28 protein-coding genes and 1 pseudogene are annotated in these 24,870 nt (G+C 36.9%); 4 read left to right on the top strand and 25 right to left on the bottom strand.

Going from position 1 to position 24,870, the window contains the following annotated elements; genetic code table 11:
- Positions 1 to 75: 75 nt before the first annotated feature.
- From parC to D8M04_RS11270, 3 genes are all read right to left on the bottom strand, one after another.
- Positions 76 to 2,520, bottom strand: a complete 2,445-nt coding sequence (parC, locus tag D8M04_RS11280; protein WP_121523015.1) for a DNA topoisomerase IV subunit A — start codon at positions 2,518 to 2,520, stop codon at positions 76 to 78.
- Between the two features lie 12 nt (positions 2,521 to 2,532).
- Positions 2,533 to 4,488, bottom strand: a complete 1,956-nt coding sequence (parE, locus tag D8M04_RS11275; protein WP_121523014.1) for a DNA topoisomerase IV subunit B — start codon at positions 4,486 to 4,488, stop codon at positions 2,533 to 2,535.
- 386 nt (positions 4,489 to 4,874) lie between these two features.
- Positions 4,875 to 5,291, bottom strand: coding sequence for a CoA-binding protein (locus D8M04_RS11270; RefSeq protein ID WP_121523013.1), 417 nt, complete (start codon positions 5,289 to 5,291; stop codon positions 4,875 to 4,877).
- Positions 5,292 to 5,473: 182 nt separating this feature from the next.
- Here D8M04_RS11270 and plsY point away from each other — a divergent pair, with 182 nt between their 5' ends.
- Positions 5,474 to 6,055, top strand: a complete 582-nt coding sequence (gene plsY, locus D8M04_RS11265) for a glycerol-3-phosphate 1-O-acyltransferase PlsY (RefSeq protein WP_121523012.1) — start codon at positions 5,474 to 5,476, stop codon at positions 6,053 to 6,055.
- Positions 6,056 to 6,080: 25 nt separating this feature from the next.
- Positions 6,081 to 6,302, top strand: coding sequence for a membrane protein insertion efficiency factor YidD (yidD, locus tag D8M04_RS11260; protein WP_121523011.1), 222 nt, complete (start codon positions 6,081 to 6,083; stop codon positions 6,300 to 6,302).
- A gap of 224 nt (positions 6,303 to 6,526) precedes the next feature.
- On the opposite strand, the gene D8M04_RS11255 is transcribed toward yidD, so the two are convergent.
- The 7 genes from D8M04_RS11255 to D8M04_RS11225 form a co-directional block, all read right to left on the bottom strand.
- Positions 6,527 to 6,826, bottom strand: coding sequence for a hypothetical protein (locus tag D8M04_RS11255; RefSeq protein WP_121523010.1), 300 nt, complete (start codon positions 6,824 to 6,826; stop codon positions 6,527 to 6,529).
- 1 nt (position 6,827) lies between these two features.
- Complete coding sequence (locus D8M04_RS11250) at positions 6,828 to 7,250, bottom strand: acyl-CoA thioesterase (RefSeq protein ID WP_121523009.1); 423 nt, start codon at positions 7,248 to 7,250, stop codon at positions 6,828 to 6,830.
- 94 nt (positions 7,251 to 7,344) lie between these two features.
- Complete coding sequence (gene tlp / locus D8M04_RS11245) at positions 7,345 to 7,566, bottom strand: small acid-soluble spore protein Tlp (protein ID WP_246001186.1); 222 nt, start codon at positions 7,564 to 7,566, stop codon at positions 7,345 to 7,347.
- Between the two features lie 301 nt (positions 7,567 to 7,867).
- Positions 7,868 to 8,002 carry an FbpB family small basic protein gene (locus tag D8M04_RS11240; protein ID WP_342772642.1) on the bottom strand — a complete coding sequence of 45 codons (135 nt, stop codon included), beginning with the start codon at positions 8,000 to 8,002 and terminating at the stop codon, positions 7,868 to 7,870.
- A 150-nt stretch (positions 8,003 to 8,152) separates the two neighbouring features.
- On the bottom strand, positions 8,153 to 8,746 hold the full coding sequence (locus D8M04_RS11235; RefSeq protein WP_121523006.1) for a TlpA family protein disulfide reductase: 594 nt from the start codon (positions 8,744 to 8,746) through the stop codon (positions 8,153 to 8,155).
- A 595-nt stretch (positions 8,747 to 9,341) separates the two neighbouring features.
- Positions 9,342 to 12,062, bottom strand: coding sequence for an aconitate hydratase AcnA (gene acnA, locus D8M04_RS11230; protein WP_121523005.1), 2,721 nt, complete (start codon positions 12,060 to 12,062; stop codon positions 9,342 to 9,344).
- Between the two features lie 239 nt (positions 12,063 to 12,301).
- A complete protein-coding gene (locus D8M04_RS11225; protein WP_246001184.1) occupies positions 12,302 to 13,441 on the bottom strand; it encodes an ATP-binding protein in 1,140 nt (379 codons plus the stop codon).
- Between the two features lie 233 nt (positions 13,442 to 13,674).
- On the opposite strand from D8M04_RS11225, the gene D8M04_RS11220 reads away from it, so the two are divergent.
- Positions 13,675 to 14,160, top strand: a complete 486-nt coding sequence (locus D8M04_RS11220; RefSeq protein ID WP_121523004.1) for a DUF2621 family protein — start codon at positions 13,675 to 13,677, stop codon at positions 14,158 to 14,160.
- Between the two features lie 17 nt (positions 14,161 to 14,177).
- On the opposite strand, the gene D8M04_RS11215 is transcribed toward D8M04_RS11220, so the two are convergent.
- The 15 genes and pseudogenes from D8M04_RS11215 to D8M04_RS11140 form a co-directional block, all read right to left on the bottom strand.
- A complete protein-coding gene (locus D8M04_RS11215) occupies positions 14,178 to 14,639 on the bottom strand; it encodes a CcdC family protein (RefSeq protein ID WP_121523003.1) in 462 nt (153 codons plus the stop codon).
- Between the two features lie 46 nt (positions 14,640 to 14,685).
- The gene (locus D8M04_RS11210) at positions 14,686 to 15,045 is read right to left on the bottom strand and encodes a response regulator (protein WP_121523002.1); all 360 of its coding nucleotides are present in this window, start codon (positions 15,043 to 15,045) and stop codon (positions 14,686 to 14,688) included.
- A 283-nt stretch (positions 15,046 to 15,328) separates the two neighbouring features.
- Positions 15,329 to 16,033 carry a cytochrome c biogenesis CcdA family protein gene (locus D8M04_RS11205; RefSeq protein WP_121523001.1) on the bottom strand — a complete coding sequence of 235 codons (705 nt, stop codon included), beginning with the start codon at positions 16,031 to 16,033 and terminating at the stop codon, positions 15,329 to 15,331.
- Between the two features lie 187 nt (positions 16,034 to 16,220).
- A pseudogene (locus tag D8M04_RS11200) lies at positions 16,221 to 16,307 on the bottom strand (YneF family protein); the annotation flags it as partial.
- A gap of 378 nt (positions 16,308 to 16,685) precedes the next feature.
- On the bottom strand, positions 16,686 to 17,063 hold the full coding sequence (locus D8M04_RS11195; RefSeq protein WP_121522999.1) for a hypothetical protein: 378 nt from the start codon (positions 17,061 to 17,063) through the stop codon (positions 16,686 to 16,688).
- Positions 17,064 to 17,270: 207 nt separating this feature from the next.
- The gene (locus tag D8M04_RS11190; protein ID WP_121522998.1) at positions 17,271 to 17,852 is read right to left on the bottom strand and encodes a hypothetical protein; all 582 of its coding nucleotides are present in this window, start codon (positions 17,850 to 17,852) and stop codon (positions 17,271 to 17,273) included.
- A gap of 104 nt (positions 17,853 to 17,956) precedes the next feature.
- Positions 17,957 to 18,154: a hypothetical protein gene (locus tag D8M04_RS11185; RefSeq protein ID WP_121522997.1), complete on the bottom strand. Its 198-nt coding sequence runs from the start codon at positions 18,152 to 18,154 to the stop codon at positions 17,957 to 17,959.
- A 104-nt stretch (positions 18,155 to 18,258) separates the two neighbouring features.
- Positions 18,259 to 18,453: a hypothetical protein gene (locus D8M04_RS11180; protein WP_121522996.1), complete on the bottom strand. Its 195-nt coding sequence runs from the start codon at positions 18,451 to 18,453 to the stop codon at positions 18,259 to 18,261.
- A gap of 62 nt (positions 18,454 to 18,515) precedes the next feature.
- Positions 18,516 to 18,677: a hypothetical protein gene (locus tag D8M04_RS20015; RefSeq protein WP_158595111.1), complete on the bottom strand. Its 162-nt coding sequence runs from the start codon at positions 18,675 to 18,677 to the stop codon at positions 18,516 to 18,518.
- 98 nt (positions 18,678 to 18,775) lie between these two features.
- Complete coding sequence (locus D8M04_RS11170; protein ID WP_121522994.1) at positions 18,776 to 18,988, bottom strand: hypothetical protein; 213 nt, start codon at positions 18,986 to 18,988, stop codon at positions 18,776 to 18,778.
- A 550-nt stretch (positions 18,989 to 19,538) separates the two neighbouring features.
- Positions 19,539 to 19,763, bottom strand: coding sequence for a YneF family protein (locus tag D8M04_RS11160; RefSeq protein ID WP_121522992.1), 225 nt, complete (start codon positions 19,761 to 19,763; stop codon positions 19,539 to 19,541).
- A 355-nt stretch (positions 19,764 to 20,118) separates the two neighbouring features.
- On the bottom strand, positions 20,119 to 20,577 hold the full coding sequence (gene sirA / locus D8M04_RS11155; protein ID WP_121522991.1) for a sporulation inhibitor of replication protein SirA: 459 nt from the start codon (positions 20,575 to 20,577) through the stop codon (positions 20,119 to 20,121).
- 223 nt (positions 20,578 to 20,800) lie between these two features.
- Positions 20,801 to 22,801 carry a transketolase gene (tkt, locus tag D8M04_RS11150; RefSeq protein ID WP_121522990.1) on the bottom strand — a complete coding sequence of 667 codons (2,001 nt, stop codon included), beginning with the start codon at positions 22,799 to 22,801 and terminating at the stop codon, positions 20,801 to 20,803.
- Between the two features lie 125 nt (positions 22,802 to 22,926).
- Entirely contained in the window at positions 22,927 to 23,160 is a 234-nt protein-coding gene (locus D8M04_RS11145) for a DUF896 domain-containing protein (protein WP_121522989.1), read from the bottom strand.
- 97 nt (positions 23,161 to 23,257) lie between these two features.
- Positions 23,258 to 23,896 (bottom strand): YneB family resolvase-like protein, encoded by a 639-nt coding sequence (locus tag D8M04_RS11140; protein WP_121522988.1) that lies wholly within the window; start codon positions 23,894 to 23,896, stop codon positions 23,258 to 23,260.
- Positions 23,897 to 24,172: 276 nt separating this feature from the next.
- Between D8M04_RS11140 and lexA the strand changes: the two genes are divergently transcribed.
- On the top strand, positions 24,173 to 24,796 hold the full coding sequence (lexA, locus tag D8M04_RS11135) for a transcriptional repressor LexA (RefSeq protein WP_121522987.1): 624 nt from the start codon (positions 24,173 to 24,175) through the stop codon (positions 24,794 to 24,796).
- Positions 24,797 to 24,870 lie beyond the last annotated feature (74 nt).

The following is a 24,870-nucleotide window of genomic DNA, read 5'->3' as shown; positions in this document are numbered from 1 at the left end:
GGCTCCATTATATGGAAAGCCCCAGTTTTATGGAAATAAATTCCCTCTCTATATCCTATTACATAGTTATTCATTCTATTCATCAAATGGTTTTTTATATTCCGCTTCTTTCCAAACCACTTCTACTTCGCCATGCGTATCGGTATCGACTACAAATGAGCCATTGCTGTACCGATCGCTATGTTTTAACTCTAATGGAAAGACATGCTCCGTGGTTCCATCAGCAGTTCGTAAATAAATGCTCTCATTTTTTTGTAAAGCAAAGAAACCTTTCACTTCATGACTTTTCGATTTGAGCTCACGCAGCATGACAAGTCCACGTTTTGCGCGTGAAGTCTTTTCAAATTCTCTTAATTTCATTCGTTTCACAGCTCCGCGCTGGGTTACCAGAACGAGGGAAGGATCGGTTAAATCATCAAAAATCTGCCCGCTAATTACCTGTTCCCCATCCTTCAATTGGATCGATTTCACCCCAGCCGCGCGCTGACCTACTACATTCACTTCTGATTCATGATACCATAATCCATAACCCTTATCTGTTGCAATAAACACATCAGAATGTCCATTGGTTAAATGGACATTAACAACTTCATCGTCGTCCTTTAGATTCAAAGCAATCATCAGTTTGGCATGTCGACTAGCATCATATAACTTCAGTTCACTGCGTTTTACCATTCCATTCTTAGTAAAGAACAGAAGATAGCTGTCTTCTGGGAATTCACGAATTGGTAAACATTCTACAACGTGCTCTTCTTTTTCCAAGTTAGCAATGTTACTTAGATGCTGGCCAATATCTTTCCAGCGAATATCTGGCAGTTCATGAACAGGGATGACAACATAACGGCCCTTATTGGTAAAGATTAACATCTTATCCGTTGTGTTCATTTCAGCAAGAATGACTAGGTGATCTTCTTCTTTTAAAGCGAGATCTTCTCCATTCGAAGCGGTATAGGAACGCAGGCTTGTGCGCTTCACATAACCTTCCTTAGAAATAGACACTAATACGTCTTCACTAGGAATAACCACTTCAATATCGATTTTCAGTTCTTGAATTTCTTCCTCAATTTTCGTTCTGCGCTCATCAGCGAACTTTTTCTTCATTTGCCTTAAATCATTCTTAATCGTTTGCAGTAACTTTTTCTCACTGCCAAGGATGGATTCTAATTCTTCAATATGTTTTCGTAATTCTTCCGCTTCTTTCTTCAAATCGGTAATATCTGTATTAGTCAATCGATATAATTGCAGCATAACAATTGCTTCTGCCTGTGCCTCGGTAAAAGCATATTTATCAATAATTTGTCTTTTTGCATCTGATTTATCTTTTGATGCACGAATCGTAGCAATTAATTCATCAAGAATCGAAATGGCTTTAATAAGACCCTCTACAATATGAGACCTGTCTTTCGCCTTTTTCAAATCGTATGTCGTCGATCGTGTTACGACATCCTTCTGATGCTGAATATAGGAATCAAGCATTTCTGGTAAGGAGAGGAGCTTTGGTGCCCTGTCTTGAATGGCCACCATATTGAAATGATAGGTAACTTGCAGATCGGTATTTTTAAATAAATAATTCAACACACCTTCTGCATTTATATCCTTCTTCAACTCGATTACGATCCGTAATCCTGTCCGATCCGTTTCGTCTCGAACTTCGAGGATTCCCTCGACTTTACGGTCAAGACGCAGTTCATCGATTTTCTTGACCATATTGGCCTTATTCACTTCATACGGAATTTCATCTACGATAATCTGCTGACGATTTCCGCCACGAACTGTTTCAATGCTAGTTTTTGAACGGACGATAATTTTACCTTTTCCTGTTTCATAGGCTTTCCGAATTCCTTCTACACCCTGAATAATCCCACCAGTTGGAAAATCTGGTCCTTTAATAACCTGCATTAGCTCATCAACGGTTATACCTGGTTTATCAATTTTCTTAATAACCGCATCAATGACCTCACCTAAATGATGTGGTGGAATATCTGTTGCATACCCAGCAGAAATACCTGTTGAGCCATTCACTAGCAAATTCGGAAACTTCGCTGGAAGTACAGTTGGTTCCATTGCCGTTTCGTCAAAGTTAGGCATTAAATCAACGGTTTCTTTATCAATATCACGCAGTAGTTCTGCAGAAATTGGTGAGAGACGTGCTTCCGTATACCGCATTGCTGCAGCTGGGTCGCCGTCAATGCTCCCGTTGTTACCATGCATCTCTATTAATACATTACGAATCTTCCAGTCTTGGCTTAATCGTACCATCGCTTCATAAACAGATGAATCCCCATGTGGATGATAATTCCCGATTACGTTACCAACCGTTTTCGCTGATTTACGAAAACCTTTTTCATGGGTGTTTCTCTCCACATGCATAGCGAACAGAATGCGTCGTTGAACTGGCTTTAATCCATCTCTAGCATCAGGTAGTGCTCTGTCTTGTATAATGTATTTACTGTACCTTCCAAATCGGTCACCAATGACCTCTTCTAATGGAAGGTCGAGAAACTGTTCCGGTTGTGCCATTTCAACTCCCCCTTATTTCTTTGAGATCTTATCGTTATCTAAAATCGTGTCATCTTCTTCTAAGCCAAATTCAACATGGGATTCAATCCATTTACGGCGTGGCTCTACTTTATCGCCCATTAGCGTCGTAATTCTGCGCTCCGCACGGGTTAAATCATCGATTGAAACACGTACCAATGTGCGTGTTTCTGGATCCATCGTTGTTTCCCATAATTGATCTGCATTCATCTCACCGAGACCTTTATAGCGCTGAACGATATAACCATTCTTAAATTTTTGGACAGCCTTTTTCATTTCTTCTTCGTTCCAGGCATATTCAATCTTCTCCGATTTACCTTTCCCTTTGGAAATCTTGAATAATGGCGGCATTGCTAAATATACCTTACCTGCCTCAATTAAAGGTCTCATATAGCGATAGAAGAAGGTTAAGAGCAGTACCTGAATATGGGCACCGTCTGTATCGGCATCTGTCATTATAATCACTTTATCGTATTGGGAATCCTCTACGTTAAATTCCGCACCGACACCCGCCCCAATGGTATATATAATAGTGGATATTTCTTCATTCTTCATAATATCCTGAAGCTTGGCTTTCTCGGTATTAATAACTTTTCCTCGAAGTGGCAGAATAGCTTGGAAGCGACGATCTCTCCCTTGCTTCGCTGAACCGCCCGCAGAATCTCCCTCCACAAGATATAATTCGTTCTTCTTTGGATTCTTTGATTGAGCAGGTGTAAGCTTTCCGCTAAGAAGGGTTTCTTTTCTTCGCCTCTTCTTACCTGTACGTGCTTCTTCTCTAGCTTTTCGCGCCGCTTCTCGCGCTTCCTTCGCACGAATGGACTTCTTAATCAGCATGGTAGCAACTTCTGCATTCTCTTCAATAAAGTATGCTAAGTGTTCGGATACAACAGCATCTACTACCGTTCTCGCTTCAATTGTTCCTAATTTCCCTTTGGTCTGTCCTTCGAATTGTAATTTATCCTCTGGGACACGCACAGATAAAACAGCAGTCATTCCTTCACGAATATCCGAACCGTCTAGATTTTTGTCTTTTTCTTTTAATAGTGCCATTTTTCTTGCATACTCATTCATTGTTCTTGTAATTGCGGTACGTGCTCCAGACTCATGCGTTCCACCGTCTCTTGTCCGCACGTGATTGACAAAAGAGAGCATATTTTCTGCGTAAGCATCATTAAATTGAAAAGCAAACTCCACCTCAATACCTTGTTGTTCTCCTTCAAAAGAAATAACAGGATGAAGTGTGTCTTTCTCTTCATTTAAATAATCAACGAATGATTCGATTCCATTTGGATATTGAAATGTTTCCTCTTGTTCTGAGCGCTCATCTCTCACGTGGATCGTTAATCCTTTTAATAAAAACGCTGATTCACGCAAGCGCTCAGCGATAATCTCATAATCATAAACCGTCGTAGAGAAAATCGACGGATCTGGTTTAAAATGAATGGTGGTCCCAGTTTTTCTCGTTTTACCTCTTGTCTCTAATGTACTGGCGGGCTTACCACCATGATGGAACTTTTGATAATAGATGTTTCCATCGCGATGGATAGTTACCTCAAGCCACTCAGATAAAGCATTAACTACAGAGGACCCCACTCCATGTAATCCGCCACTCGACTTATATCCGCCTTGGCCAAATTTCCCGCCAGCGTGAAGGACGGTAAAGATTACTTCTGTAGTTGGCACTCCTGTTTTATGCATACCGGTAGGGATTCCTCTGCCCTTATCTTCAACTGAAATACTATTGTCTTTATGTATCGTTACATTGATTTCATTTCCAAAGCCAGAGAGCGCTTCATCCACCGCATTATCGACAATCTCAAATACTAAGTGATGTAAGCCTTTGCTGTCTGTACTTCCAATATACATACCAGGTCTTTTTCTAACCGCTTCTAGACCTTCTAATACTTGAATGGAGTCGTCTGTGTACTGTGTAGATTGCTTCGTCAAGTTGTTCTCCCCTCTCTAAAAGTACACCTAGATCGTACTTAATTTATAGAGAAACCGAATTCCTCTTCCTTATAACAGAGGCTGGTTTTTCTTGTACTTGTACTTTTATATCTTACAATGTCACAATTTTCCTTTTCTAGCAATTTATATTTAATAATATAGAACAAATGTTTGATATTGTAAATGATGACAGTAAACGAAAATTTGTTCTGAATAGAGCCGATTATTAGTATACTATACTTTTTCAAGCTCTGCATAGCCTGATTTCATGCGGTTTGTATAAATACGGTACTTTTTCTCTCTTTTAGAATGGTTATATTTCTTCCGTAAGTATCTCTTCATATATAAAGGGATGACCTGTTGTCATCCCCTCGGTAGAACCTTTATTATTTTACTAAAACGGCATGTACAACCTTAATGCATAAATCCATGATTACTGTAAAGTCTCGTTCCTTTAAATAATGATATGCTTGTTCATTGACAATTCCCTGTTGAGCCCAGAAGATACGTGCATTCGTCTTTGCTGCTTCTTCTGCAATCTCCGGTAAATATTCCGGACGACGGAAGACGTTTATGATATCAATTTGATCTGGAACAGCTGTTAATGAAGGGTATGCTTTCTCCCCTAATACCTCATCAACAGTCGGGTTAACCGGAATAATGCGGTAGCCTTCCTGCTGCATAATCTTAGAAATTTGATAGGATGTACGAGCTGGGTTATCGGATAATCCGACAACAGCGATGGTTTTAGAAGTCTCCAATATTTCTTTTAATTCTTCTTTTGAAGGATTTTCCCAAGTCATAAGTTTGTACTCCTTTCTGTTATTTAGATAAAAATGAAGAAAATGCTTGTTTTCATGGGCACATTGATATATCTTAATAGTTGTTAACTACTACTATAGCATAGATACTTATTTCCTTAAAAAAGAATTAACTTTTATGATTTATAGCTAATAGCCAATATTTATAGAAAGAAGGATAGTATATGGAATATGCAATATTTGCTATTATTGCCTATTTGTTAGGATCCATTCCCTCAGCACTGGTTGTAGGAAAAGCGGGATATAATATAGATGTACGGGAGCATGGGAGTGGCAATCTAGGAGCGACCAATGCTTTTCGAGTTTTAGGTAAGAAAGCAGGTATTATTGTTACTTTATCTGATATTTTAAAAGGAACGTTAGCTGTCATTCTGCCACTGTTGTTTGATGCAGAGGTAAACCGGTTAATCATCGGTTTATTCGCGGTTCTCGGGCATACATATCCATTATTTGCTAAGTTTAAAGGCGGAAAGGCAGTGGCGACATCTGGTGGGATTATCTTGGGAATTTATCCCCTGCTATTTGTCATCATGATCACCACTTTCTTGCTAACTTTAAAACTAACTAAATATGTATCCCTATCATCTATGATTACTGGAGTCATCTCTATTCTTATATCCTTATTCTATCGAGATGTTGGTCTGCTTATTGTTATTTCCTTGCTAACGTTGTTTGTTTTTTATCGTCACAAAGAAAATATTAAACGAATTCGGAATGGCACAGAACCAAAAATCAAGTGGATGTAAGGTTTAATAAAGTAAGGGGAAGAGAATGAAATATCTATTTATAGGTTTAATTAAATTCTACCAGAATGCAATCAGCCCTTATACACCTGCAACGTGTCGATTTTATCCCACCTGCTCTCAGTATAGCTTAGAAGCTTTTAAACGCTTCGGTGTTTTTAAAGGTGCATATTTAAGTATCAAGCGAATCAGTAAATGCCACCCTTTTCATCCTGGTGGTGTTGATTATGTCCCAGAAAAAAAAGAGTAAAAAGGCGGATCCATTCCGCCTTTTTTGCTTAGGAAATTTATTGATGAGTTGTGTTTAATTCTATGTATAGAAAGGCTACTCCAGCTCTAGCGCCAGCGACTAGTGAGACTTTCCTCACCTCTGTATGATAACAAGTCGAACTACCTCTATCTATTACGGAAGGAGAAGTTCGAGGTCATGTGGTGCGAGTCCGTACGTCGCTAAACGGGCGCTTGCGATTAAGTTCATAATTTAAACTTACGTATTTGCTCCCATCTTCCCTCTTCCATTAATACTCTCTTCTGCTGCTCCCCGAATAAATCAAAATGCGGATGCACTGGATCTCGATGAATCCATTCAGGAGAGAGGCCATATTTCCTGCCCCATTGCTTAAGCTTTTCTATATCATTACAGCCTACCTTTGTAACGGTCTTACTACCAGGAAAGCGTTCATCCAACCAAAAATGGGTAAGAATATCAATTTGACCATTCTCAACATTTTGCTTCCATTTCTTCAGTTCATCACGCTTAAGTCCAAATGCCATATTATTCTCCTTCTAGCTGCTTTAGATATGCTTGATGCCAATCTGGAAATGAGCGTCTTAACGATAATGGGCGGAATGTTTCCTTGTTTACAATCACATGCTTAGAGGAACCTGTAACTGCTGTGTCTCCATTCTCATCAATTACCTCATAACCATAAACCGTGCGAATTCCATCATATTCTATTAGCCATGTTTCTACATGTGCATCCTCCCCATATCGGATCGGTTTTTTATAAGATATATTTAAATCTATAACTGGTGAGACGACATTACTTTTTTCCATTTCCGCATAGCTAAGTCCCAAATGCTCAATGAATTTAGTTCTTCCGATTTCAAACCAAACGAGATAATTTGCATGATAAACAACGCCCATTTGATCTGTTTCCTGATATCTTACTTCGATTGGTGTACGTACCCTATTCAATTTCTCTACCTCCTGCTCTCCAATCTATTCTACCAGAAATAATGATGGAATGAAAAAGACTTCTCATTTCATCAAATAAGAAGTCTTTGTCCATTTACTGGTGATATTCGTCTTTTATTTCTTTACGCATGGCCTCAATAGATTCTTCCCTGCGTTCATTTTTGGCTATAATCTTTTCACGATCCAACCCATCTGAATGTTCCAATGTTTCTTCCGCTTTTTCGATATTCTGGATCGTGTCTTGTACCATGCTCTGTAACTTTTCTACATTATCACTACGGTCATCTGGGTTTGGTTTATTTTGATCTTTTGTCAATGATATTGCTCCTTTCATCACAAACTACCCTTATTCTTTCAAAAAAACGGCTTACTATTCATGAAAACCTTTGTACAAATAAAAAAATACCTCTTTCCTTTGAAAAAGGTATTCCTCTTATAAGCGCAGTTTTTCTGACTGTATCCCCCACTTCAAAAAAAATTTGTGAGAATACAAAAAATAATAATTGGGGTAACTAACAGAAAGCCAAACGCCCGGTTCGTTCAAGGGCATGCCTATACCCTTGGGTACTAACACTCAGTGGGGGTTGTTAAAGTTTCCCACTGAGTGAAGTTTCACTTTATCTAGCTTTCTTAACAGAACTGTTCATTTTCATTTCTAAATTCTGTTCTATTTTATCAAGTAATGCACGATCTTCTAGAATTTGCTTTCTATTTTCCTGAACTAGTTCTTCAAACGACATCTTCTTCTTCAAAGAAATGGTAGTTCACTCCCTTTTTCTAGCAGGTAAGGGAATCACATACCTGCATCAGTCCAACTAAGACTGTTACCTGTTTGACCTGGTGTGAGCCTTAGTTGTTTATATGAAGTATAGCCATTTCTTTAAAATTTTATAATTATTATATTAATTTAATGCTTCGACCATTTCTTCCATAAATTCATAGTCCATCGGCCCTAGCTTTCTGGCCTGCTGGACGACACCATCTGTTCCTATAAAGTATGTAGTTGGGACGGTAATGACACTATATGCACTGGCAACTGTGCCTTCTTTATCCATTGGAATGGGATAGGTATATCCGTATTGAGAAATATAGTCAGGAACATCTTGCAGATTATTCTCTGTATCGCTTAAATTAACTGCTACTACTTCCACTTCATCTTTATGCTCATCATAGAACTTCTGCATTTCCGGCATTTCTTCCCTGCAGGGCGGACACCATGTTGCCCAGAAATTTAAGATCACCTTTTTCCCTCTTAAATCTGTTAAAGAAAAGGTTTCTCCATCTACTGTTTCTAATTCTATATTTGGTGCTGTTTCACCAACTTCAATACCGGTTGTATCTCCAGAACTTATCATTGCTCCTTGGGCACCGGTATCACCTGTTACGTCATATAGATTGCTTTCCTCTTCTTCTACCTTTTGCTGATCGATATAATTGGTAATCATTAGAGCGATTAGCACGATTAAAACACCGAATCCTATTACCTTTTTATACATAAAACCTCTCCTCTAGGCAGTAATCCATTATGTCTCTATTTAAATCGTAAGAATAATTCCCACTATTGTAAAGGGTTTAATGGAAAAATTCGTTAAAAAGTCATTTATTTGATTATAAGAGGGTGGAGTATATTATTGTTTTTAATAAGAATAAATATAGCCCTGGTCATATTTATTAAAAGGAAACAGCCATGGAAATATACGAATGATTTCCGCTGCGGGCAGTACGCTTTCCGCGGGCAACGTCTCAGCCTCCTCGGAAGAAGACCACTTCCTGCGGGGTCTTCGCTTGTTGCTTTTCCCGCAGGAGTCGACTGCCCTCCGCTACAATCCCATCATATGTGGAGTTGTTTTTCCCTTTATAGCACCATACCAGCGGAGGAAATACACGGAGACTCCTGCGGGATGAAAAGCCTAGTTGAGACCCCACAGAGACGTTAGTCTCGAGGAGGCACAACAGCGCCCGCGGAAAGCGTAGTGTATTTCCGTAGCGCATCCATCCACTATTAGTCAATTAAGCCGCAGTTTCTATCCTCGAAAAAACAAAAAAACGCATTTGCACAATTTGTGCAAACGCGTTTTTTCGTTAGTGGAATTACGCTCCAACTGAAACTTTGCTGCGTAATACCATTTGAAGGATACCACCATGACGATAGTAGTCAATTTCTACTTCACTATCGAAGCGAACAATAGCGTTGAATACAGTTGCTTTTCCATTTTCTTCATCAACTGCAGTTACTTTCACTACATCATGCGGTTTCACTGATTCATCAATTTCGACAGTAAATGATTCTTTACCTGTTAGGCCAAGTGTTTCTGCGCTTTCGCCTTTTTGGAATTGAAGCGGAAGCACACCCATCATCACAAGGTTAGAACGGTGAATACGCTCGAAGCTTTCCGCGATAACCGTTTTAATTCCTAATAGGTTCGTACCTTTGGCAGCCCAGTCACGAGATGAACCCATTCCATAGTCTTTTCCTGCTAAGATAGCAAGTCCTGTACCATCTTCCTGATATTTCATCGCCGCATCATAGATAGGCATTACTTCACCAGTTGGCCAATAAGTTGTATAACCGCCCTCTGTACCAGGAGCTAATTGGTTACGAATTCGAATATTCGCAAATGTACCACGCATCATTACTTCATGGTTACCACGACGAGAACCATAAGAGTTAAAGTTACGAGGAGAAACTCCTTTATCCTGCAAATATTTACCTGCTGGCATATCTTTTGCAATTGCTCCGGCTGGAGAAATATGGTCTGTTGTAACAGAATCACCAAATTTACCAATTGCACGAAGGCTAGTTAAAGGCTTCACTGTACCTGGATCTTTAGATAATCCTTCAAAGAATGGTGGGTTTTGAATATAAGTTGACTCATCATCCCATTTGAACAATGGCTCATCTGTCGTATCGATTGCATTCCATTTTTCATTCGAATCAAAAACATTTTCGTATTCTTTACGGAAGATTTCTGGTGTAACCACTCTTTGAACTTCTGATTTGATTTCATCCATGGTTGGCCAGATATCGTTCATGTAAACCGGGTTTCCGTTTGAATCCTTACCTAATGCATCTTTCGACAGATCAATATCCACAGTTCCTGCCAACGCATAAGCCACTACCAATGGTGGAGATGCCAAGTAGTTTGCACGAACTAATGGGTGAATCCGCCCTTCAAAGTTACGGTTACCAGATAGAACAGAAGCTGCTACTAAATCACTGTCTTGAATTGCCTGCTCGATTTCTTCCAGTAATGGACCAGAGTTACCGATACAAGTTGTACAACCATACCCAACTAAGTTAAAGCCTAACTTGTCAAGATAGGTTTGAAGTCCAGCGTCCTCAAGATAACGAGTTACAACCTTTGATCCTGGTGCTAAGGAAGTCTTCACAAAATCAGGCACTTTTAAGCCTTTTTCAACAGCTTTTTTCGCTACTAAACCAGCACCAAGCATAACATAAGGATTGGATGTGTTTGTACAAGAGGTAATTGCAGCAATGGCAATAGAACCCGTACGCATGGTTGCAGTTCTTCCATCCTTAAAGTTTACCGTTACTTCTTTATCAAATTCAGATTTATTTAAACCAAAGCCTTGGTTTCCTTCTGGAGCAGTAATAGCCTTGTTAAACTCGTCCTTCATTTGTGATAAAGGAATCAAATCTTGTGGGCGTTTTGGTCCTGAAAGGTTTGGCTCAAGCTCTGATAAATTAATTTCTACCACTTCAGTGTATTCAGGATCTGGCTGATCAGAAGAATACCAAAGATTGTTTTCTTTACAATATCTTTCAACTAAATCAATTTGCTCCTCGCTGCGGCCTGTTAAGCGCAGATAGTTGAGTGATTCCGCATCAACAGGGAAGAAACCACAAGTTGCTCCATATTCAGGTGCCATGTTGGAAATCGTAGCGCGATCTGCAAGTGGCATATCCTTTAAACCAGGTCCGAAATATTCAACGAATTTACCAACTACATTCTTCGCACGCAATACTTGTGTTACTTTAAGAGCTAAGTCTGTAGCAGTAGTTCCATTCGGGAAGCTTCCGGTAAACTTCACACCAATTACTTCAGGCTGCATCATATATGAAGGCTGACCCAGCATACCTGCTTCTGCTTCGATACCGCCTACACCCCATCCAAGGACACCGAGACCATTAATCATTGTTGTATGAGAATCGGTACCAACTAGTGTATCCGGGAATGCGTTGTACTCCCCATTTTCTGTTTCAATTGCATGAACAACATTTGCAATATACTCCAAGTTCACCTGGTGAACAATACCTGTAGCAGGTGGAACTGCACGATAGTTATCAAATGCTTTTTGAGCCCAGTTTAAAAATTCATAGCGCTCTGCATTACGTTTAAATTCCAGGTCCATATTGGCACGTAACGCATTCGCTGTTCCATACTGATCCACTTGTACGGAGTGGTCGATTACTAAATCTACTGGAACTTCTGGATTAATTTCCTCCGGTTTTCCTCCTAGGTCAACCATTGCTTTACGTAAGGAAGCTAAGTCTACTACAGCCGGCACTCCTGTAAAGTCCTGCAGGATAACACGAGACGGCTTAAACGGTACATCTACACCTTTTCCATCACTGGATCCCCATTTGGCAAGTGCTTTAACATGCTCATCTTTAATTTGTCGGCCATCATGCTGACGTAAAACAGATTCTAATAAAACCCTTACAGAAAAAGGCAAACGCGCAACCTGACCTAGTCCAGCATCTTCTAATGCTTTTAGGTCATAATAGTTATACGTTTTCCCATTCAGATCAAATTGCTTTTTCGCTTTAAAAACATTGTTATTCCCCATCATACTGCCCCTTTCATGCCTTTTTGACTTTATTCATTGATGAAAGACAAAAACTGCATTACAAATTTTCCGAATCTCTGAAAATAGAAAAATAATAACCTACAATTCTATAATATAGGAATTGTAGGTATAAAACAATAAATTAATGATTGTCAACATATATTAAAATATTATGTATTCCGATAAGTAATACTTATACAAAACCTAAAAAATAGTAAGTAAATGATTGCATCTGTATATTATTTTGGAAACAACAGCTTAAAAGTACTACCTTTCGTGGCATTTCTTTCAATTATTAATGACCCGTGATGCGCTTCAAGTATTCGTTTCGTTATCATGATGCCTAATCCAGTCCCATTTTGTTTTGTTGTAAAAAATGGCTCACCCAATTTATGAATGATTTCCTCCGGGACACCTGGCCCTTCATCACAAACACATAATTCGGTATGATATTCAGTGTTTTCAATATAAATCGTAATTTGCCCAGCTTCATCCATGGCTTCAATGGCATTCTTTACTATGTTGATCAAAACTTGTTTTATTTGAGATTTATCACAGTAAATAGTTTCATGTATAGAAGGATCTACTATAATATCAATATTTTTCAACTTTGCTTCAGGACTTAATAAACTCACAATATCATAAACCATCTCTGATATTGCTTCTCTGCCTTTATGATCAGTTAATGGCTTTGAAATAAATAATAACTCAGTTGTAATTTTTTCCATCTTTTCAATCTCATCTATCATGATTTTAAAATATTCTTCTTTGCGATTCACACCAGCTTGCAATAATTGAAGAAATCCTTTAATAGACGTCAATGGGTTCCTTATTTCATGAGCAATACCTGCTGCCAACTGACCAGCAACAGACATTTTCTCAGAGCGAACGAGAACTTCTTCCGCCTCCTTAAGGGACGTGTTATCCTTCAATAGTGCAAGATAAAATATTTGGCTCGTTTCTTCAACGTGCAGCTTAGTTAGGGTACAACCAATCGGAACGTATTCCCTATACTTACCTAGCATCCGAACGGTGAAATTCTGTTTAATTTCTTTTGATTTACGATAAGCATTCGTTATATATATACCGTCTTCTTCGGATATCAGTTCATTCCAGCTCCTACCAATTAATTCGGAAGACTCGTATCTTAACAACCTTTCAACAGATTTGGTGACAAATAAGACCTTCCCCTGCTCACTTAAGACACAGAAGATGTTATCGATATGTTCTTCCATCCACTCTAGCATAAATGAAGGAAGCATTGAAAGATTTGAATTGGGTTCAACGTCTATTATATCCGCTTCTTCTCCATGTATGGCATTTCCATTGTTGTGATTTCCTTTTCCGTCAAAATTATTTGATTGACCTTCAAGTTCCAACACATCCTCCCCCTTTTTTTAATAGATTCATACTTGTCTTTTCTTTTTCTATCTATATGATGGATTTGTATCGAATATGATACTTGTTTGTCCGATAATTAAATATTATAATAGCATTAACTTCAGTAATACCTTTTATTAAGTAATCATACTACAAAAAGTAACAAAAATAAATGAAATATGTGACATTGCATGAATTTTCATAACTATTACATAAAGGGAAATGATAATAAATGGAGATTGTTTTGGTGCTCTGGGGGCTTCTGCTTATAAGTCTATTAGCTATTGGCGGGTACTTTATGTTTCGTAAATTTTTGAAACAAATTCCTAAAGCGGATGGAAAATCAGTCATGGATTGGGAGATTTATTATGTTGAAAAATCGAAGCATATGTGGGGGAACAAAGAGCGTGAATTTCTTGAAGAGCTAGTAAGTCCTGTACCAGAGCTCTTCCGTGATGTTGCCAGACAAAAGATAGCAAGTAAAATAGGTGAACGGACTTTAAGCAAGAAACAAAAAACGATTACCGAAGAAACGATTATTGAAGGATATATTTTAGCAACACCAAAACGAGATCATAAATTTCTTAGAAAAAAACTGAAAGAAAAGAATATTGAAGTAGCACCATATGAGCATCTCTTCAACCAATCCAGATCAGATTACGAAGAAGACTGGGAACAGAAATATCGTAAAGAACAGAAAAAAGCGTCTCAAACCTAATGGATAGAGACGCTTTTTTAAACGGTATTTCTTAAGTTCAAAAATTTATAAAGCATCGCAATTCGCCACGAAACAATCATTCCTAAAGCCAATATAAAGAACATTCCAGTGGTTTCTCCTAAAGAAATATGACTTCCAATGATAAGCTTAATAATTATTCGTATCACCAACAAGCTTAATAGAATAATAGGAAAAGCTTTAGAAGGCTTTAGAAATATGTCTTCCCCCCGCTTTTCAAACTTCGAGGTTTTAATTAGAAACACAGAAAATACGACACCTACTAAAAATGCTTCTAACACTTGAACCCATCCGATCTGAAAAACAGGAAATACAAACATGAAAGCACCTGTACTCATCATTATAGGAGGTAAGACTATTTTTTTAATAGAAGCAGGCTTACTGGCTGCTCTCATTCGAATAAAAATCATCCCAATGGCCATACAAGCAAATACTACTGAACTCGCGATTAAATAAAACATTTCTACCACTCTTTCACCATGAACGCTAGGATATGCAAACTCTTATTTATTGCAAAATATACTCAATCGTTTTTAAGACACGTTGTTCATCAAAGGGCTTGACGATGAAATCTTTTGCACCTGCCTCAATTGCCTCTACTATTACTTTTTGTTGCCCCATTGCAGAACAAACAATAACTTTTGCACTTGGATCCATCTCCATGATCGTTTTTAGTGCATCCACACCATTCATCACAGGCATGGTAATATCCATCGTTACAATATCAGGAGATAATTGCTTATATAGGAGGATAGCCTCTTCGCCATTTATTGCTTCCCCAATGACTTCATGATTCTCCTTTTCCAACATGGAAGCAAGCGTTACTCTCATGAATTTTGCATCATCTACGATTAGAATTCTCGCCATTTTAAACCTCCTATAGTACTTCAGTTGATTAAAATTAGTTACTAATAGTTAGAACAGCAACGAATATGATCTACCTATTTGTAGCTACATGAACTCTTACAATATAGGCCGCAAGGAATCGCCTGTTAAGATCTTGTTAACGGATTCAATTCCAATCAGATAAACCATTAGAGAATGAAAACGTCATTATCATTTTAATTTTGAAAGGTCTCACATCTTCTCATATAAAATTTTTCAATATAAGATAATGTTTCATATCAAGTATAGCATGCATGATATGCCTTTAAAAGCCGTAAAACCCAAACCAGCCAGCTAGAAAAGCAGTTAACTTAGTCATCCAATCGAAGAATAATGCAATCCCCATAAAGATCATGACATAACCCCCGATTTTCACCATTAGCGCACTATGTTTTTTAAACCATGTAATCTTCCCAATGAAAAAAGCAAGTAATAGAAAAGGAATAGAAAATCCTAATATGTAGCTAATCATCATGACCATACCGATATTTGGCTGTGTTGCTGCCAGTGACAACACAATTGCTAAAATAGGCCCTGTACAAGGAGTCCAACCTAACGAAAAGGCCATCCCAATAATAAACGAGCCAAAAAAGCCAGATGGGCGATTTTTAAAATGAATTTTTCTATCCTTCATTAAAAACTCAAAGTTAAATACCCCGACAATTACTAACCCGAAGAATACGATTAAAATTGCCCCAATTTGTCTTATGATATCTTGATATGTTAGCAAGAAATCAGAAATAAAAGTTGTAGTAAAGCCAATCATAACAAAAATACTAGAAAACCCAATTAAGAAAAAGATAGTATGTAAAAGCGCCTTTTTATTTAATTTTGTATTTTCTTCTTTAATTTCGCTTACACTCATCCCAGTTATGTAAGATAAAAATACTGGATATAGTGGTAACACACAAGGCGAAATAAAAGATAAGAAACCTGCACCGAATGCAAGAAATATATTGATCTCAGACATGCTTATCCCCCTTTGCTATATTGTACCAGATGACCATAGAAATGGTAGTTGTTGAATTTGACAAAGTTGGAAACATTCGTTTCGTGAAATTATATCCGCTTGTTATAGTTATACTTTCCAACGTGTAAAAAGAAACTCCTAATAATTAGGAGTTTCTTTTTACACATTTCAAAAATCAACATAATTGCTATTTTTTATCCATTTGACTATTCATTGCACGCATCATTTGATTGATTTTCTTTTGCGATGGCTTTTGCCCCATTTGCATCAAAACCTTGATATATAAGGGTTTATCCATCTTTCCGAACCACTTTTTCTCTTAAGAAGAATATACCATATTATTCTATCACTGTCTATTATATTTTAATAGTGGTTAATTTTTTCCTTCTATTATATATATTGTGTGCTGATATAATAGCAAGACCTCTCTCTTAACCGAATATGTTCACTTCCGTAAAGAAATCATACTTCTTTACCATCTGTTTATATGTTCCTTTATCCTTCACATCGTAGTCAACCAATGTATAACAACTTAAATGTATTAAGGTATTGCCAAGAGCAACTTTAGAATCAGTAAAGTATCATTCTCCTTCCTTACTCCAAAATAAAAAGACACCTGATACATTAATCAGATGTCTTTTATTAAATTTAGTTATCTATTATAAAACAGTAAGTATTCAAATATCATCTCAATAAAGTCAGCATTTAGTACAGGAGTTTGCGCATTATTAAACTGTACACTATAATAACCATCTTTTGTATAAACTATACTTACAGAAACTATTACACTAGATTGATTTTCTTTAGGATGCTTATCAAAAACTAATAACCCTAGAGTGCTTAACTTGTAAGTAATAGAACAATCTGGGAAAATTAGAGTTTTATCACCTATCTGTACTTGCTCAATGCCCTCTGATGCCAGTTCGTCATTAATTTTTTGAATAACGTCATTAATTAATGTTTCTATTTCTTCTAAATTAAAATGTTCTTCTTTTTGTTTTTGAGCGTACCTTTTTACCCAACTATCCATTCTCTCACCCCCTTTGTATCCATGATAATACAAAAAAGAGTAAAATTTGCTAATTATCGTTCTAATTAATTAATCCAAAATAAAAAACACCTTAACTAAATCTGATGCCCTATGCTTTACTTATTATTCAGTAATCTTAGCAGCGTTTAATTGCATTTCCTACTGGACAAGTTAAAATAACTACAGTTATGTGTTTGTAAAATAAAACTATATATTTATTAATTTTTGATATCTTTCATACGCCTCTTCATCATTTACCATTTTTAGGAATTCTAATTCCTTTTCTTCTGTTAACGTTTGATATTTCACATGAGCTTCTTGTGAAATTGGTATTTGTGAAGAAATAGACTTCCTCAATAGCTCAGTTAGTGGCTCTCCGATTGCAATTTTAAAATTAAATCCTAATAATTGTAAGATGTTAAAAGTTTCTTTGGATAGTATACCTTCAATAGCTTTTAAGTTTTCTTTGTTTTTCTCCGCATTTTTATCTTCTGAGCTTTCTAATACTCCTTCTAACAATGGGACAATCTTATCTGTAATGTAGTCAATGTCTTTTTCAGAGATTCTTTGAGCTATTAACTTCTCTTCATAAGATTGTGTCAGCTGAACCAATTGACTTCTTTCATCAATAAGATCATTGATAATTTCTTGAAGCTCATTTATAACTTCTTTATCTTTTTTTGATGTTTTTAAAACATCTATTCTGTTCGAAATTGTTTGTGCACTACTTTTAACTATTTGAGTTGCAAGACCAGTACCCACTTTTATTAACTCCGGATCCATATCCATAATAAATACACCTCCCTTATTCCTACTCAATCCGACATATAGAAAGTGAATCCTTCTTTTTCCCTTGAAATAGCAAAATGATAAAAAACTCTCGACTGGAAGTCTTATCTTAATAATTCAATTGTAACTTTTTCAATTTGGCCGAGATCATATGGATACTGTTCTTTGATGTGATCAAAAACATCTTCATACGTATAATTTGTCACCACTGGTAAATCAATTGGATTTTTACCCCTGTGTTTGATAGTAACTAAATAGTCAGAAGCAGCCACTTTTTCTTCTAAATCTTTATGATTTATCATTATTGCTTTTCTCGATATGTTCCCCCCCCTTGTATCTATAATAATACAAAAAAGGTAAAGTTTCCCAGTATAAAAAGACACCCTATTGGATGCCTTAGCAATGTTTAATATTTATTTAGTGGCTGATTGGGCAATTTTTTATTTATTTCCTTTAAACTCTTATCAATACTTAGCAATAAGTCACTATAATTTATTATTACTGGCTTATTATATGAAAGATTTTGCGCTTGCACAAAATCATTTATAGCCCTTGTATGTTCTTCTAAAGCATTAATTAAATCTTTGTTATAATCAGGCATTGTATTCACCTCCTTGCCTACTTAATTCAACAAGTGGTGAATACTATCCTGTAAATTTTTTCCTATTTCTCAAATACAGAACTAAAGGCAGAATCTATATAAATATCCATCAATTCTTCACTTAATTCTAATCCAAACTTAGAACTGTTAAAATATCCATCCTCCATATACAATTTATCAGTTTCTTCCCTTCCACCACTTGTATATCTAATTATTATTGTCACTAAAGTATTGTCTTTCTTCATATCTAAAAGTGTTTAATAATCTCATAAGCTAACTCCTATTTAAGACAAATAAAAAACACTCCAAGCGGAGTGTCATTTTAATCTAATAATAATTCTACGGAAACTAACTCTTTACCATTTCTATTTAATGTTTTACCAGAACGATCATCATTTATTATAATTGGACTATTATTATCTTTAATAGCCTGAAATACATCAAACAAGTCATCTTCAGATCTTTCTCTTGGTAAATCGCTAAAATTTTCTACTGTTGCCTGAAGGCCATCAGTAAATTTAAACTTTACTCTCAATTTTCCCCACCTCCTTATGCCTACTCAATTCAACATAATTCAGTGAATATCCTGCTTATCTACAAACTATCGTAATAAACTCCAGTCCAGAACTGTGTCATTGCATCATCGAATTTTTTTCTATTTTCTTTTCTAGTTGAGTAGGATATATGTATTTTAATTTTATTGTCAGATATATCTGTTAAGTAGACTTTTTCGCCTTCAGTTCTAGCCTCGTACAATCTATTGTTGAATATTACTTTACCTTCCCATTTAAATCCCTCCATTATCCAGTTAAAACAAATTATAAAGGATAAATACAAAGGCAATTTATGGAGATTCCAACTCCTTAATTAAAACAAAAAACCACCCTAGTATGTTGGAGAAAAATTAACCAAAAACCGTTTAAAAACACGAAAAAACCACTCCTTCTGCTTTATTTTTCAACAGAAAAAGTGGCTTTAAGAAAAATTAACCAATTAAAGTTAAAAGTGCTAAGAAAAATTAATCAAACACACTTTTTAGCAATGAACACGTCTATGTAAAAACGCTGTAAACCTTGATGTATCAACTATTTTTTATCCATTTGACTATTCATTGCACGCATCATTTGATTGATTTTCTTTTGCGATGGCTTCTGCCCCATTTGCATCATCATCGTACGGAGCATTTGCTCATTAATAGGAGGATTCTTTTTCAAGTAATCCATCATATACTTTCTTGCAAGGAAAAAACCAAGAGCAACACCAGCAATTAACGCTGCTATAGCAATTAGTACGACCCAGATTATGTCCATTTCTAGCTTCCTCCTTCGTGTTGTCTCCTTTTTCAGTGTGTGTTCAAAAGGAGGATAAAAATGACCGAGGCCGGCTAAGTTCCAGGCGTCCTGGGTTGCGATTAATCGCCCCACCAAAACATTAAAATGGTTGCCGACCAGCACATCCAGTGCGTTGAAGCTCTAGGCGGCGCATCTCCCGTAGCAAAAAGTATGCCATTTGATACGGGAGTACATGGTTTGCATAGTATGTGCTGACTTCTGAGTTCCCCACAGAATGCGGGCGTTCTCAGCAGAAGTCCCCCTAGCGCCAACGAAGAAATTCGAAGTGTCAATTTTTACCGGACTTTTGAACATCCTATTACAGTATATTAAATCACTGCCAGGAATACAATACTTGTTTCTCTCGTTTCACAGAAGAAAGTTTTAAAGGTGAGATCCAGCCATAGTTATTTATCGTATTGCCAATAACAAATAAATAAAGTTGATATCGCCTCAATATCGGAAATAGTAATTCTTCTGCTTCTTGAATAGAACCACTACGAAATTTTAATCTTTTTTCTCCAATATGTAAAGCAATACACTGTTTAGTAGTAGAAATTTCAATAAACGAATCTTTCATACGATAAGAGTAAATGTTTTTAAGATGGCTTCTTAGATGGGAGATCAGGATGTCAATAGAGAAGCGGTTCGTAATATAATTATACTGCTTTCGTAAGTCAACTCTATTTGGATTATTTTCATATTCAACTAAAAAACGATATAGAATGTCACTTTTGTGAAAATAGTTTCTAGCAACTTCTTCATTTATCCAATATATCGAGTACTCTTCCATTAAAATCTACCTCCCTCTCCTATCTATTATAATGATAAATGTTAAGAAACCTGTCACATCATATTGCGAAAAACTACTAGTTTTGTCGAAGGAAAATGGAAATAGTCTGCTTAGCATTATTTAGCGGAAATTTTGAAGAATACACCTCTCGTCTTTATCTCTGTTCAATGTAAAATGCGCAAAAAAAAGATGGCTCCCTTGAGGGGAACCATCTTCATTATTATTATTTAACTAAAGATTCAACATGCTTAACTACATTTTCAACAGTAAATCCGTATTCAGCCATTACTTTTTCTCCTGGTGCAGAAGCGCCGAATGTATCAATTCCGAGAACTACTCCATTATCACCAGCGTAACGATGCCATCCAAGTGTAGATGCCATTTCAATTGCTACACGGTTTTTCACTGCTTTAGGAAGAACAGATTCTTTGTATGCTTCGTCTTGTTGATTGAAACGATCCCATGAAGGCATACTTACAACACTTACATCAATATTGTTCTCTTTAAGTGCTTTTTGTGCTGCAACAGCAAGCTGTACCTCAGAACCAGTTGCTAGAAGCAATGCATCTGGAGTTTCTTTGTCAGATTTGCTTACTACATAAGCACCTTTCTTCACACCTTCATATGCATTTTCTTTTGTTCCTTCTAGTGTGTCAAGGTTTTGTCTAGTAAGAACTAATGCAGTTGGTGTATCTGTAGATTCTACAGCAAGTCTCCATGCAGCTGCCGTTTCATTTCCGTCAGCTGGACGAATAACAGATAATCCAGGGATGGCACGTAATCCAGCCAATTGTTCAATTGGTTCGTGTGTTGGACCATCTTCACCTACTGCGATTGAGTCATGTGTAAATACATAAGTTACAGGCATTCCCATAATAGATGCTAAGCGAATTGATGGTTTTAGGTAGTCACTGAATACAAAGAATGTACCACCGTATACGTTTAATCCACCATGAAGGGCCATACCATTTAGTGCAGCACCCATTGCATGTTCACGTACACCAAACCAAATATTGCGGCCAGCATAGTCATTGCGGGAGAAATCTGATTCATCATTCATCGTTGTTTTGTTGGAACCAGCTAAGTCAGCACTTCCACCGAAGAAGTTTGGCACAGATTTTGCAATAGCATTTAGAACTTCACCAGAAGATGCACGAGAAGCTAAAGAACTTCCTGTCTCATATACAGGCAGGTCTTTTTCCCATCCTTCAGGTAATTTCCCTTCGATTGCAAGCTGTAATTCTTCTGCAAGTTCTGGATATTTTTCTTTATAGGAAGCAAATAAAGTATTCCATTCTTCTTCTTTAGCTTGACCGTTTTTCACGATCTTATCGTTAAAGTCAGCATAAACCTCATCTGGTACATGGAAATCTTCATGTTCCCAAGTATAGAATTCTTTTGTCAGCTTCACTTCATCTGCTCCAAGTGGGGCACCATGTGATGCAGCAGAAGCTGATTTATTTGGAGAACCATATCCAATAATGGTACGAACTTCAATTAAAGTTGGTTGCTCTGTATTAGCTTGCGCTTCTTTAATTGCTTTACGAATTTCTTCTACATTATTTCCATCCTCAACACGGATTACTTGCCAGCCATAGGCTTTAAAGCGTTGCTCTGTATTTTCAGAGAAGGATTTGTTTAAGTCACCATCTAATGAGATATCATTAGAATCGTAAAGTGCAATTAATTTACCTAATTTCAAATGACCTGCTAGGGATGCTGCCTCATGTGAGATTCCTTCCATTAAGTCCCCATCACTTACAAGTGCATAAGTGTAGTGGTCTACTACGGATAAGTCATCTTTGTTGTATTTTGCAGAAAGGTGAGCTTCAGCCATTGCCATTCCTACAGACATAGCAATACCTTGTCCAAGAGGTCCAGTAGTAGCTTCTACCCCATCTGTATGATGTACTTCAGGGTGTCCAGGAGTTTTAGAACCCCATTGACGGAACTCTTTTAGATCTTCAATAGATACGTTGTATCCAGATAGATGCAATAAGCTATATAATAGCATTGACCCGTGACCTGCTGATAAGACAAAACGGTCGCGGTTAAACCATTTCGAGTTTTTAGGATTGTGGTTCATAAAGTCAGTCCATAATGTGTAAGCCATTGGTGCAGCCCCCATTGGTAGACCTGGATGACCAGAATTCGCTTTCTCAATTGCATCAATAGAAAGCGTACGAATTGAATTAATAGATAATTGTTCTACTTTGTTTGACATTTGATTACTCCTTTCTCTATGTAAGGATAATTATATCCTTTTCTTATTCTATACGGAAACTCGATTTGCTACAAGTAAATTTGTTTGATGATTAAACTAATAGAAAATTGAATTTTTATCTAACTTTAGTGTTTTTTATTTCTATTCTGATATTGTCTTAATTTCTCAGGTGTTACATCATTACCGCGCGGGTCTATTACCGTCATCGACTTTAGATGATTCTTAAAGGATTTTCTTACATTTTTTAAATATTCTTCCCGCAATTCTTTCTGTTCCACTTTTTCTTCTTCGGTAAGACTACCCGCTTTAGATTTTCTCGCTAACTCATTAATTCGATTCAATCTATCCTTTGAAAGCATGCTTATTATCCTTCCTAAAAAGTATTCTATACAATTTAAAAGCAAGAACTTAAAGTCTGTTCTTGCTTTTAAATGTTACTATTGTATGTAAAACAATTCAAGTATTTCGGTACTCTTGATAACGCCTGTGAACAGTAGCCTTTGATACGGGATACCCCATCCCATTTAAGATCTTTGTAATTTCCTCAAAGGTTAGTTTATTCTCCCTTAGCCGCACTACTTCATCAATGGGAAAATCAACTCGTTCTCTTCCTGGCGCTTGCTGCTGATTGGAAAGGTTCTTGCTTGGGTCAAACCCCTTTTCAACCGCTCGCTTCATTCCCCTTTTTATTTTCGCATTGTGAATCTTGCGCTGATATTCTTCCACAATCCCTACTATTTGTAATACCATTGAATCCGATTCAGAAAGCTCCAGCTTCCCATCATGAATGACAGTGTAAATCGGAATACCTAATTTATGTAACTGATGAAACAAAGCTATCTTTGTGTTTCCTCTTCCCAGCCTTGTTTCATCTTGGATAAGTAAACAATCTGCTTTCTTCTCTGCAAAGATGGCAAGCATATCGAATATACCATCGCGATCAATTTCATATCCGCTTGCCTGTTCTTCTATCGTCTCTATTATAGATATATGATGTCTTCTTGCTAACGCCTCTAATTCTTCCCTTTGCCGCTTTAAGGAAGATTCCTGCGCCGTTTTATCTGTACTTACTCTGCAGTAAATAATTGCTTTCAATGTAAAACTCCCTATCTGTTAACCACTAATAATCATAGAAAAATATAAAAATGCTAAAGTGAGTCCAAATGTCACTAAATAAAACATATCCGTTTTTGTTAACTTCCCAAACATGCAAAGCCCTCCCTTTCCCAATAACAGAACCTCTGTTCGATTGAATCCAGTATCTCACGAACATATGGTCTTGTCAAGTGATTTTCAGAACGAATGTTTGCTTCTCTTTCAATAAAATGGTAAACTATCATTAATAAATCCTATGCGCGAGGTGTTTAATAGATGACAAAGCTTTCAAATAGACAACAAATGATACTAGATTTTATAAAAGATGAAGTAAAAACTAAAGGCTATCCACCTTCCGTTCGTGAAATTGCTTTAGCAGTTGGACTTGCATCCAGTTCTACGGTACACGGTCATCTGGAAAGGCTGGAAAATAAAGGATATATCCGCAGGGACCCCACTAAGCCAAGAGCAATTGAAATATTAGATATGGATGGGGAGAGCAATATTCCAAAAGATGAAGCACGCTATGCGCCAGTGATAGGGAAAGTAACAGCTGGTATCCCTATTACAGCTGTTGAGAATATTGAAGAATATGTACCAGTTCCAAGCTCACATGCTGGCACTGATGATAACTTGTTTGTGTTGGTTATTGATGGAGAAAGTATGATAGAAGCAGGAATACTAGATAAGGATATGGTAATCGTAAAACAACAGAACACTGCAAATAACGGGGATATCGTTGTCGCGATGACAGAAGACAATGAAGCAACCGTAAAACGTTTCTTTAAAGAAAAGGGACATATTAGATTACAGCCGGAAAACGCAACAATGGAACCCCTTATCTATCAAAATGTAATGATACTCGGAAAAGTAATAGGTTTATATCGAAATATTCATTAAAAATGGAGGCTATCGCTTTAGCCTCCATTTTTATATAGATAATAATAGGAGTAAAAGCGTTGGCTTTTACTCCT

It is taken from the genome of Oceanobacillus piezotolerans (assembly GCF_003665065.1).
Taxonomy (GTDB): domain Bacteria; phylum Bacillota; class Bacilli; order Bacillales; family Amphibacillaceae; genus Oceanobacillus; species Oceanobacillus piezotolerans.
Note: the sequence above shows the minus strand (reverse complement) of the source record. Positions and strands in the feature narration are given on the sequence as shown.